Source organism: Halorubrum sp. AJ67, assembly GCF_000513435.1.
The window spans coordinates 1-10,900 of record NZ_CBVY010000015.1; the positions used below are offsets into that span (position 1 = coordinate 1).

Consider the following 10,900-nt stretch of genomic DNA (forward strand, 5'->3'; position numbering starts at 1 on the left):
GCGACGAACTGGTGGTGAACTGCGCCAGCGACGCGAAGACCGACGTGATCGCCGCCCTCGAAGACGCGGGCGTCGCGGTCGCCGACTTCCACACCCGAGAGGCGTCCTTAGAGGACCTCTTCCTGGCGTACACGGAGGGAGACGCTGCGGAGCGCGACACCGACGCCTCCGACTCGACTCGGCCTGACGACGAGACCGCGGCCGAGGAGGTGGACTCATGAGCCTCCCCGCCGTCGCCCGCAAAGACCTTCGGGAGACGGTCCAATCGCGCGGGATGATCGCGCTCATCGCGTTGTTCTCGCTGCTCGTCTCGGTGCTCGCGTTCATCGTTCGTCCCACGGGACAGAACGAGCAGTTCGCCACGGAGGCGCTGTTGAGTTTCTTCGTCGGCCCGGTCCTCGTGACGTACCTCGTCCCGCTGGTCGGCGTCGTCGTCGGCTACGGCGCAGTCAGCGGCGAGCGCGAGTCGGGGTCGCTGAAACTGCTCCTGTCGCTCCCGCACTCGCGGGCCGACGTGGTGTTCGGGAAGGTCATCGGTCGCGGGGCGGCGCTCGCGCTCGCGGTGTTCGCCGGCTTCCTGCTGCCGGCGGCCGTGCTGATCGTCGTGCCGGTCACGTTCAACGCCGGCGCGTTCCTCGGGTACACCGTGTTCGCGGCCGCGCTCGGCGTCGTGTTCGTCTCCATCTCGGTCGGCTGTTCGGCCGCCTCGTCGACCCAGTTGCGCGCGCTCATCGGTAGCATCGGCGTCTACGTGCTGTTCGTCCTCCTGTGGAGCGTGCTCACCGGCCGGCTCGTCGGAGCCGTCCCCGGTTCCGTCATCAACGCGCTCCCGCTGTCGGCGACGCAGATACGCGTGTTCCTTCAGGTCTCGAACCCCACGAGCGCGGTCGAGGTGCTGTCGAACGCGTTCCTCGGCGGACAGCTGTTCAGCGGCCAGCAGGCGAACCGGCAGCTCTCGGCGGCCGCGATGCTGGTCTTCTGGACCGTCGCCCCGCCGCTCGCCGGACTCCTGAAGTTCGACGCGGACGACCTCTGAGCGGTCGCGACTCGCCGCGACGCCGCTCGCAGTTATTTTTCTGTGGCTATCGGAGGAGAGTTTCAATTAGGGGGGATCTCATCGTCGTCAATTATTGACAGCTCTAAATCAACCTGAATCTGCTCTGCCAACTGGCGAACTTCTACAGCATCAACCGTATTGGTTTTGAGATAGAGCCCGCTCTCATCATCCCATGCCTCTGTAACTCTATCGTATTCGAGAAAATCCTCTGGGGCCTTACCAAAAGTATCTCTTATTAAATTCTCGGCGTTGCGAATCATCCCCACATTCGCCTTTTCTTCGGGTGTAGGACTTCTAACATAGAACTTCAGAACAGCGTTTTCCCTTAGTAGAGGAAGATAAGAAAATTCGTGTAGAAAAACCCCGATATACTCTCTTCTGTGTTCGACCCAGAGTGAGTCTAATTGTTCCAAGGATTCCCTCAGACTCGTACGCTTTTGAAAAATATACGTACTTATCCCGAGTCCGATTGTACCCAAAATCAGCAAAGTATTGAATGCTGTTAGAAGAGTCGAAGGAGCGACCATATTAAGAACATATATTGGCATTAAATAAGAGTTCTGTAGGAGAGAACCGTCACAGTGGGGAGTGGAGAACCCGCTTCGACCCCGTGGTGACATGGCTGTAGTGACGGCTGACGCACAGAGCGATTCGTCTACACAAGTGCTTCGGAAAGAGGCATTCCTATCACGTGAATCGCTCTATGAGACAGAGGTAGTTGAGGCGCTGTGGCGAGAAGCTAAGCGGAATCCGAAGACAGGGGGCCTCGTCAGTTTACGAATGTGCTGAGGTGTACAGAGCCTTTGACCATAGTCCCGCTCATACGTACGAAATCGCGACCGCACTAGATTATCACGGCGTCTGTGACGTAGACGATAGCAGAAGTAGCGCGGCGTTTCGAGATCGGTTGCGGTCTAAGGCGACATTATAGAGAAACCGACCTTTCAGACTCCTCTGCCCGCTCAATTATCGCCTCAATTTTTTCTAGATCTTCTTCGTCATGTCTCCCGTGTTTATCTCGCCGCGCGACTCTCTCAACAATAGTCAATAAACGCGAGCGGTCGCTGTGGTTGAGCGAAACGAAACCATCTGGCTCCATTGCCATCATGAGACTACCAAACCAGAACAAGTCTGGTATTTTCTCTTTATCCTCTTCTAGTAGTGCCTCAAGCCGTTCAATTAGCGCGCTTCTTTTTGAGGAATCTAACATATCTCCCATTTCCAGTAACTTAAGCGCCGCTGGAAGTTCCTCACGCAGCCGCTTCTCCTGATTACGGAGATTCTGATTTTGTTTCTTTCCTATAAATGTAAATAATATAATCATGAGCAGGAACATAGACGCGACAAGTATTGAGCCAATAGTACCTGACCCAATATCTTGAATCGAAATATTCAGTTGCTCAGCGGTGATGATAAATACAGCTACAACGGCAAATCCAACAACAGAAAACAAATAAAGTCCTGAGAATACTCTATCCACTTTGTCGGATGTTATCAAGTCGTTGTTAGTGACATGTGAATTAAGAATGAGCTTGTAGAGTAGAAATACGAGAATTACCCCGAAGAGTACCGTAGTTGCGACATTCAGCACGACATTGTTGAATAGATTGTTGAAGAACGCAGTGATATATCCCGCAAACAGCGAGAGAGCTACAAGAATCTGGATACGCTCTTGATGACGCTCTTCCCGTTCTTCCGACTGGCGTCTCAGCTCTTTGAGCAGAATCCCTGATTCAGAGGAATCACTGTCAGGCATATGAATAATTAAATTCTGATAGGTTGTAAAATGTACCGTCACTACGGTGAAAGTGAAATTCAGAGAGGGCGCTCGCGTGAAAATGGCCCATCATGCCATGTACCCCCTTCCCCGCAAAGACCTAATCCTTCCACCGTGGGTCTTGAATCCGTTGAGACCGTGGCATGTTGAAGAGAGTGAGCGGGTCAACCGCACTGTAGTGAATGAAATTGAGTGAATTCCGTCCACACCAACAGCCGCGTGTCGCGCGCAGCGCGTGGAGACCTCGGCGGTCTACTTGGCGCGCATGTCTAATCCATATTCTGGCCTAAACGGTCGAAATATCTATGTGACTCACACGTTAGACTACGCGTGAGTACGGGACAGAACGGGGGCGCGTCCACAGAATGCGTGGAATCAACGACGCTGAGCGGGTTAACGTATATAAGAAGATGTGGGGAACCCTCTCGCTTTCATGCAACTATGAGGCGTCCACACTGCGAATGGGCTCGGGCGGGTTCGAACCGCCGATCTCAGCCTTGTAAAGGCCGCGTCATAACCAGCTAGACCACGAGCCCTCACCGGAACAACCCCCTGAGAGCGGAAAACGATTTCCTTCCGCGCCGCGAACCCCCGCCGTGAACCGCCGCCTCATCGGGATCGCAGGCGTCCTCGCGTGCGTCGTCCTCGTCGGCGTCGCCGTCGCTGCGACGAACCCGACGCTCCTGATCGCCGGCTACGACACCGCCACGGTCGGGCCGTCGACGGCGACACCGGCGAGTCGCTCGCGACCGCCGACGCCCGCGTCGCCGACAGCGTCGTGAAGCAGTACGTCGGGCTCTCCGCGACCCCGGACCTCCCCGAAGGCGAGGGGATGCTGTTCGTCCACGGCGAGGAGGCGGAGCGCGCCTACGTGATGCGCGACATGGCCTTCCCGATCGACATCGTCTTCGCGGACGCGAACGGGACCGTCACGCGGATCCACGAGGCCGAACCCGAGCCGCGGCCGTACACGCGCTACGAGGGGACCGGCCGCTACGTCCTCGAAGTGCCGCGCGGGTGGAGCGACCGTCACGGCGTCGACCCGGGCGATCGGCTGGTGATCGACCGGGCGTGAGACCGCCGTCCGATCCGGAGTAAAGCCGCCGTTCGACCCGGAGTAAAGCCGCCGTCTGACCCGACGCGACCACCCGACGAAACCGCTTTCAGCGTCGCAACCGTCGCCTCGACCATGACCGGACTCGCTCGCCGGATCGCGTGGAACCTCCGCCACCGCTGGCGGCGGGTGTTCGCCCTCTGTGTCGTCGGTTCCGGCGTCGCCGCCCCGATCCTCTCCGGCCTCTGGTGGACCCTCCCACTCGTGTGGTTCTTCGGCCTCGTCATCGCGCTCCCGGTCCTCCACACGCTGGTGAAGCCGATCCCGGACGACGACGCCGGCTCCGAGAACGCCACCGGCGACCCCGCGCTCGACGCCCTCCGCGAGCGGTACGCCAACGGCGAGATCGACGAGCGCGAGTTCGAGCGGAAACTCGACCGCCTGCTGGAGACCGAGGACGCCGAGACGGTCGATCCGGGGGACGGCGACGTCGCTGACAGGGTGCGTGAGGGGCTTCGCCGCGAAGTGGAACGGATACGCGAGTGAAGCGTCCCGTCCGGGCCGCTTCCGATACTCGATCGGTGCGCCGCGTCGGCCGTTAGTCGTCTATCTCTCGGTTGTGGACCGCTTCGCCGGAGTTCCCGTCGAAGAGGTGGATCGTCTCTTCCGGGATCTCGATCGTGATCTCGTCGCCGGCCGCGACCTGCTGGAGACCGTCGACGGTGGCGATGAACGTCTGGTCCTCCGGCGCGTCCTCGAACCGGAGGTACACGGTGTTCTCGTCGCCCATCGGTTCGACGACGTCGACGACCGTCGAGAACGTGTGCTCGCCCTCGGCGTCGCCGGCAAGCGAGATGTCCTCGGGGCGGACCCCGAGGGTGAGGTCGGTCACGTCGCCGATGTCGTCGAGCGTCGACTCCGAGAGCGGGTAGTCGAACAGGGGGCTGACGAGCGTCTCGCCGTCCCGCTGAACGTCGAAGAAGTTCATCGACGGGTCCCCGATGAACCCGGCGACGAACTGGTTCGCCGGCTCGTGGTAACACTCCAGCGGGGTCGCCACCTGCTGGAGTTCGCCGGCGTCTAGGATCGCGATCCGGTCGCCCATCGTCATCGCCTCCGTCTGGTCGTGCGTGACGTACATCGTCGTCACGTCGAGGTCGTCCTGAAGCCGCTGGAGCTCCGTCCGCATCTCCGACCGGAGCTTCGCGTCGAGGTTGCTGAGCGGCTCGTCCATCAGGAACACCTCCGGGTCGCGGACGATCGCCCGCCCGAGCGCGACCCGCTGGCGCTGTCCGCCGGAGAGGTCGGACGGCTTCCGGTCTAACAGTTCGGCGATGCCCATCGTCTCCGTGGCGTCGGTGACGCGCTCGTCGATCTCGCCGTCGGAGAGGTCCGTCGACTCTTCTAAGCCGAACGCCATGTTCTCCCGAACCGTCATGTGGGGGTACAGCGCGTACGACTGGAACACCATCGCGATGTCCCGGTGTTGCGGCTTCACGTCGTTGATGATCTTGCCGGCGAGCCGGATATCCCCGCTGGAGATCGTCTCTAACCCCGCCACCATCCGGAGCGTCGTCGACTTGCCACAGCCCGAGGGACCGACGACGACGAGGAACTCGCCGTCGCGCATCTCGATGTCGACGTCGTCGACGGCGACGATCTCACCGTCGCCGTCGGGGAACACCTTAGTCACGCCGTCGAGTTCGAGCGTTCCCATGCTATCGCCCCCGTGGAACGGCGCGGCGGTTCGAGATCGATGCGTGCGGTCGGGTACGTGGTTGCTGTCGAATCATGGATTGCTGCTGGCGAGAGGCGGCGATCACGTCGCCACCCCCTCGGCGAACTCCTCGCCGAACGCGATGTACACCGCGAGCGTCGGCAGGGCGGCGATGAACGCGCCCGCCATTCGGAGCGCGAAGTCCTGCCCTTCGAGCGACGTTCCCAGCCCGGCGAGGATCAACACGATCGGCGCGGCCGCGCTGGACTCCGTCTGGACCAACACGAGCGTGAACAGGAGGTCGTTCCAGATCTGAGTGAACTGATAGATCAGGACCACCGCGAACATCGGTCCCGAGAGCGGGAGGACGATCCGGCGGTAGATGCGGCGAATGGACGCGCCGTCCAGCCGCGCCGCCTCGATCATCTCCTCGTTCATGTTCTTGTAGTACGACCTGAACAGGACGGTACAGATCGGCAGTCCGTAGGCCACGTGAGTGATGATAAGCTCGACGATCCCCGTGTAGTCGTCGTTGATCCCGAGCCCCCACAGGAAGCTCAGCGACTCCTCAAGCGGGATCATCGACCAGAACTGCGAGAGCGGCACGAGCACCGCCTGGTACGGGATGAATACCCCGGCGACGAACAGCGCGAGGATCGGCGCTTTGTACCTCGGCTTCCAATTTGACTGCGTGAGCCCGTAGGCCGCGAAGCTCCCGAGCAGCGCCGAGATGACGGTCGCGGGGATCGCGTACAGCGCGCTGTTGATCAGTCCCCGGCCGAGCGCGTCGAACGCGGCCTGCCACTTCTCGAGGGTGAACGTACTCCCCGTCGGCGGCGTGAACGGAAGCGACCCGCTGACGCCGCTAGGGGTCTTAAACGAGGTGACGAGGCCCGATTCGATCGGGATCAGGAAAAACGACAACATCCCGAGCAGGCCGAGATACAGCAGGGCCCGGTACCCGTCGATCCCGGAGAACACCCCCGCGGATGCTCCTGGGTCCGCTTTCGATACCGCTCCTCCGTCGGTTCGTGTGTCGTCGTTCATAGGTTCCCTCGATTGTACTGGTAGTAGAGGTACGGACCGACGATACCGAGCGTCATCAGGAACAGGGTGATAGCGATCGCCGACGCGTACGCCCAGTTCAGGTTCGCGTACGCCTCACGGACCATCTTGGTCGCGAGGATGTCGGCCCCGTTCGGTGGCCGGTAGCCGCCGACCAGCGAGTACAGGAAGTCGAACGCCTTCAGCGCGAACACCATCAGGACGACCGACGCGCTGATCGTCGACCCCTTCAGCTGGGGGATGATCACGCGCCAGTACATCCGGATCGTCGACGCGCCGTCGACCTTCGCCGCCTCGTAGTGTTCGTTCGGGATGGCCCGCAGGCCCGCGAGGTACACGACCATCGCGTACCCCGCGAACTGCCACATCAACGCGAACATCACCGCCCAGAGGACGATGTCCGGGTTCCCGATCCAGTCGACCCGGCCGAGCCCGAGCGACGTGATGACGATGTTGATGACGCCGTTGTTAAAGTTGAACATCCACGCCCAGAACTGCGCGGTGACGACGAACGAGAGGCTCATCGGCAGCAGGTAGATCGTCCGGAAGGTGTTCTCGAATCGAATATTCCGGTCGACCAGAATCGCCAACCCGAGCCCGAGCGCGAGCGTCACCAAGGTGAACCCGACGAGGAGGACGAAGGTGTTGACCGCGGCGTCGACGAAGCCGCTCTCCGACAGCGCGCGGCCGTACATTTCGAGGTCCAAGTCGCCGTATCTCGGGTTCCCAAAGCCGGTGAAGTCCGTTAGCGATATCAGGAAGTTCCAGATGATCGCCCCGTAGACGAACAGTCCCACCAGCAGGAACGGCGGGAGCCAGAACTGCGACGACCCGACGAAGTCGCTGCCGAAGCGGTCGTTCAACGCGGTGATCGGACTGAATCCCGAGCCCTTCCGGTCCTCGGCGACGCCGCCGTCCGTGACTGCGTCGCCACTGTCGTCACCGGTGTCAGTGTTCCGTGTCATATGGTTCGTCGTGTGCCGAAACCGCCGAAATCCGGTCGCATCGTGGACCGGAGTTAGTTGGAGACCGCGTCGACGAAGCCTTCGGTGGCGGCGTCGACGTTGTACGGTCCGGAGAACTCGCTGGAGATCACGTCGTTCAGCGCCGTCATGGTCTCCGAGGGGACGCCCAGCCCGTGCTGGAGGTTCGGGGGACGCTCCTCCGCGTTGGCGAAGTCCTCCTGCGTCTCCTGGAGGTACGGGCCGAACTCGCTCATGTCGACGTCGGTTCGCGTCGGGATCGATCCCTTATACTGGTTGAACGCGACCTGCGCCGCCTCGCTGCCGACGAACGCCATGAACTGGTCCGTCGTGTCCGGCGTCGGGTTGTCGGACGGGTAGAGGAACGAGTCGAAGTGGAGCATGTACATGCCCTCCGAGCCGGGATACGTCTTGAAGCCCCAGTCCTCGTCGTAGTTGAAGTCCTCGGCGTTCCGGTAGGCACCGGCCGCCCAGTTCCCCTGGTGGATGAACGCCGCGTTGCCCTCGATGATGTTCTGGTTGGACTCCGTGAGTCCGATCGAGGACGCGTCGTCGTTGATGTAGTTCTCGAGGATCTCCGCGAGCGACTCGAAGGTCGCACTGACCGCGGCCTCGTCGGGGCTCCCGTCGAGGAAGTTCATGTACGCCTCGTACCCCTCCTGACCGAGCATCGTCGAGGAGAACAGCTGGGTCGTCGTCCAGGTGCCGCTCACGCCGTGGGTCATCGGAATCGCGTCCGTCTCGTTCTGGACCGTCTCCAGCGCGTCGATGAACGCGGACACGCTCGTCAGCGAGTCGGGGTCGACGCCCGCCTCTTCGACGACCGAGGTGTTGTAGAACAGGCAGTTCAGTCGGTGCGAGCCGAGCGGGACCGCACGGTACGCGCCGTTTCGCTGGTGGAGATCGACGGCCTCCTGAACCATCACGTCCTCGAAGCCTTCCTCCTCCCAGACGCTACCGACGTCGCCCAGGACGCCGTCGTAGCGCTGGAGGTTCGGGCCGGGCCAGCCGGCAAACGCGCTCGGCGGCTCGTTGTTCTGGAGCCGGTTCGCGACGACCGCGTCGAGGTTCTGGTTGCCGCCGCCCCCGATCGGATTGAACTCGTGTTCGATGTCGGGATACTCCTCCTCGAAGGCCTCCACGAGCGCTTCCGCAGCCGTCGCGCCGTCGCCGCCGGTCCACGCGTGAAGGACCTCAAGCGCACCTTCTCCCCCGTCGCCTCCGTCGCCGCCGCCGGAACAGCCGGCGAGACCCGCGAGGGTTGCCGCCCCAGTCGCTCCGACGAAGTGTCGCCGCGATAACCGCTTGTCTTGGTCTGTCATGGTACTTCACGGTAGACAATGGACGATTGGCATATATACTTACTCATTACTCTAGAACAATTTCTAAAACGCCGTCGACCGCCATGAATCGGTTGTATTCCTCCGGTTTCCGTTTTCGGACGCGCCGGGACTGCGGGGGCATCGACGCCGGATCGAGAGAGATACCGACGCCGGATCGAGAGAGATACCGACGCCGGATCGAGAGAGATACCGATGCCGGACCGACGGGCATACTACGGTCCGGCGGATGGGCACACCCATGCGCCCCTCGATCGCCGCGGTCTCGTATCCGGTCGCCGGCGACGCCGCGGAGCGGCCGCTCCTCGCCGTCTGGCTGCTCCTCGCGCTGTCGGTCCTCGTCCCGGTCCTTCCGGCGGTGCCGGTCGTCGGTTACCTCGTCCGCGTGTTGGCCGCCAGCGAACGCGGCGACTCCCTCCCGCCGTTCCTCGCCGACGGGCGGACGCTTCTCCGCCGGTCGCTCGGCGGACTGGTCGTCTGTCTGGCGTTCCTCGGCGTCCCGTTTGCCGCGCTCCTCGTGACCCTCTACGGTGTCATCACGCTCGAACCCGGCGCGGACGCGCCGGTCGTCGTGATCCTCGCCGGCTCGACCGCCGTCCTGTTCATGGGGATCATCGGGCTCTATCTGGTCCCGATCTCACTGACGACCTACGGCCGGCAGGGATCGCTCCGACGGGCGTTTTCCACCGACTCGCTCCGGCCGGTAGCCGGCCACGCCGCCTACTTCTTCGGGTGGACGCTCGGGTTCACCGCGCTCGTCGTCACGGTCGGCGTCGGCGGCGCGCTGTTCACGCTCTCTCGGATCGGACCGCTCGCCGGCACCTTCGTCCTCGCCTACGGGCTCCTCGTGACCGCGTACCTCTGGGGGCGGGCCGTCGAGCGCGCGAGACGGCGGTGAGGGGCCGCCGTGACCGACCGATTCTTGGCCGCGCGGTCCCGACGTACCGGTAATGCAGGGACCGCTGTGGATAGACACGCACGCGCCGGACCTCGACGAGATCCGGCAGGACGAGGCCCGCGACCGCCTGCGTCGGGCCGTCGACGAGCCGATGAACCTCGTCGTTCAGGGACCGCCGGGGGTCGGGAAGACGGCGGCGGCACGGGCGCTCGCCGACGCCTCCCACGCCGACCCCGAGGCCGATCTGATCGAGATCAACGTCGCCGACTTCTTCGGTCGGACCAAAAAGGAGATCCGGACCGACCCGCGGTTCGAGGGGTTCCTCGAAGGCCGGAGCCGCATGGCGAAACGCGACATGATAAACCGCGTGCTGAAGGAGTCCGCGTCGTACGCGCCGATGTCCGGCGAGTATAAGACGGTCCTATTGGACAACGCGGAGGCGATCCGCGAGGACTTCCAGCAGGCGTTGCGCCGCGTGATGGAGAAACACCACCGGACCACGCAGTTCGTGATCGCCACCCGCCAGCCCTCGAAGCTCATCGCGCCGATCCGGTCGCGCTGCTTCCCGGTCCGCGTCCGCTCGCCGACGACCGACGAGACGATCGACGTCCTCGAAACGATCTGCGACCGCGAGGGCGTCGACCACGACGGCGACGGGCTGGAGTTCGTCGCCAGCGCGGCCGGCGGCGACCTCCGCGAGGCGATCCTCTCCGCGCAGGCGACCGCGGTCGAGGGCGACGAGATCACGATGTCGACGGCCTACGAGACGCTCGGTGAGGTCGGCGACGACGACGCGCTCCGCGAGGCGCTCGCCGACGCCCGTAACGGCGACCTGAAGGACGCGCGGTCGACGCTGGACGACCTCCTCGACGAGGGCTACGACGGGCAGGAACTGCTCCGCGAGACCCTCCGGGTCGCCCGCGCCGGCTCCGAGTACGGCGGCGACGACCTCGCGCGGCTCCACGCGCTCGCCGGCGAGGCCGACCTCGACCTCTCCGACGCCTCGACG

General features: G+C 62.9%; 10 protein-coding genes, 1 tRNA gene and 2 pseudogenes. 6 read left to right on the top strand and 7 right to left on the bottom strand.

The features are described 5' to 3' along the window. Both BN903_RS11580 and BN903_RS11585 read left to right on the top strand, forming a co-directional pair. Positions 1-221 (top strand): annotated as a pseudogene (locus BN903_RS11580) (ABC transporter ATP-binding protein); the annotation flags it as partial. Beyond that, positions 218-1,036 (top strand): ABC transporter permease, encoded by an 819-nt coding sequence (locus BN903_RS11585; protein WP_048077878.1) that lies wholly within the window; start codon positions 218-220, stop codon positions 1,034-1,036. The pseudogene BN903_RS11580 and the gene BN903_RS11585, both read left to right, overlap by 4 nt. Before the next feature lie 62 nt (positions 1,037-1,098). On the opposite strand, the gene BN903_RS11590 is transcribed toward BN903_RS11585, so the two are convergent. From BN903_RS11590 to BN903_RS11600, 3 genes are all read right to left on the bottom strand, one after another. Next, positions 1,099-1,470 carry a hypothetical protein gene (locus BN903_RS11590; RefSeq protein ID WP_154018129.1) on the bottom strand — a complete coding sequence of 124 codons (372 nt, stop codon included), beginning with the start codon at positions 1,468-1,470 and terminating at the stop codon, positions 1,099-1,101. 512 nt (positions 1,471-1,982) lie between these two features. After that, positions 1,983-2,813: a hypothetical protein gene (locus BN903_RS11595; RefSeq protein ID WP_048077880.1), complete on the bottom strand. Its 831-nt coding sequence runs from the start codon at positions 2,811-2,813 to the stop codon at positions 1,983-1,985. A 483-nt stretch (positions 2,814-3,296) separates the two neighbouring features. Beyond that, positions 3,297-3,370 (bottom strand) — tRNA-Val (locus BN903_RS11600). A 60-nt stretch (positions 3,371-3,430) separates the two neighbouring features. Here BN903_RS11600 and BN903_RS11605 point away from each other — a divergent pair. Together BN903_RS11605 and BN903_RS11610 are read left to right on the top strand one after the other, a co-directional pair. After that, a pseudogene (locus tag BN903_RS11605) lies at positions 3,431-3,909 on the top strand (DUF192 domain-containing protein). A 114-nt stretch (positions 3,910-4,023) separates the two neighbouring features. Beyond that, positions 4,024-4,434, top strand: coding sequence for an SHOCT domain-containing protein (locus BN903_RS11610; RefSeq protein WP_048077881.1), 411 nt, complete (start codon positions 4,024-4,026; stop codon positions 4,432-4,434). A 52-nt stretch (positions 4,435-4,486) separates the two neighbouring features. Here BN903_RS11610 and BN903_RS11615 read toward each other — a convergent pair whose 3' ends face one another. The 4 genes from BN903_RS11615 to BN903_RS11630 form a co-directional block, all read right to left on the bottom strand. After that, positions 4,487-5,605: an ABC transporter ATP-binding protein gene (locus tag BN903_RS11615; protein ID WP_048077882.1), complete on the bottom strand. Its 1,119-nt coding sequence runs from the start codon at positions 5,603-5,605 to the stop codon at positions 4,487-4,489. Positions 5,606-5,707: 102 nt separating this feature from the next. Further along, the gene (locus BN903_RS11620; protein ID WP_048077883.1) at positions 5,708-6,652 is read right to left on the bottom strand and encodes a carbohydrate ABC transporter permease; all 945 of its coding nucleotides are present in this window, start codon (positions 6,650-6,652) and stop codon (positions 5,708-5,710) included. Beyond that, entirely contained in the window at positions 6,649-7,635 is a 987-nt protein-coding gene (locus BN903_RS11625) for a carbohydrate ABC transporter permease (RefSeq protein WP_048077884.1), read from the bottom strand. Before BN903_RS11625 ends, BN903_RS11620 begins: the two co-directional genes overlap by 4 nt. 53 nt (positions 7,636-7,688) lie before the next feature. Further along, positions 7,689-8,975 (bottom strand): ABC transporter substrate-binding protein, encoded by a 1,287-nt coding sequence (locus BN903_RS11630; RefSeq protein WP_048077885.1) that lies wholly within the window; start codon positions 8,973-8,975, stop codon positions 7,689-7,691. A 259-nt stretch (positions 8,976-9,234) separates the two neighbouring features. Between BN903_RS11630 and BN903_RS11635 the strand changes: the two genes are divergently transcribed. Further along, positions 9,235-9,891 carry a DUF4013 domain-containing protein gene (locus BN903_RS11635; protein ID WP_048077886.1) on the top strand — a complete coding sequence of 219 codons (657 nt, stop codon included), beginning with the start codon at positions 9,235-9,237 and terminating at the stop codon, positions 9,889-9,891. A 52-nt stretch (positions 9,892-9,943) separates the two neighbouring features. Further along, positions 9,944-10,900: AAA family ATPase (locus tag BN903_RS11640; protein WP_079890652.1), on the top strand; the 957-nt coding region annotated here is incomplete at its 3' end.

Bases quoted from the DNA above. Each gene is read 5' to 3' on its own strand.
- BN903_RS11585 (WP_048077878.1), top strand. From the start codon at position 218: ATGAGCCTCCCCGCCGTCGCCCGCAAAGACCTTCGGGAGACGGTCCAA.
- BN903_RS11595 (WP_048077880.1), bottom strand. From the start codon at position 2,813: ATGCCTGACAGTGATTCCTCTGAATCAGGGATTCTGCTCAAAGAGCTG.
- BN903_RS11610 (WP_048077881.1), top strand. From the start codon at position 4,024: ATGACCGGACTCGCTCGCCGGATCGCGTGGAACCTCCGCCACCGCTGG.
- BN903_RS11615 (WP_048077882.1), bottom strand. From the start codon at position 5,605: ATGGGAACGCTCGAACTCGACGGCGTGACTAAGGTGTTCCCCGACGGC.
- BN903_RS11620 (WP_048077883.1), bottom strand. From the start codon at position 6,652: ATGAACGACGACACACGAACCGACGGAGGAGCGGTATCGAAAGCGGAC.
- BN903_RS11625 (WP_048077884.1), bottom strand. From the start codon at position 7,635: ATGACACGGAACACTGACACCGGTGACGACAGTGGCGACGCAGTCACG.
- BN903_RS11630 (WP_048077885.1), bottom strand. From the start codon at position 8,975: ATGACAGACCAAGACAAGCGGTTATCGCGGCGACACTTCGTCGGAGCG.
- BN903_RS11635 (WP_048077886.1), top strand. From the start codon at position 9,235: ATGCGCCCCTCGATCGCCGCGGTCTCGTATCCGGTCGCCGGCGACGCC.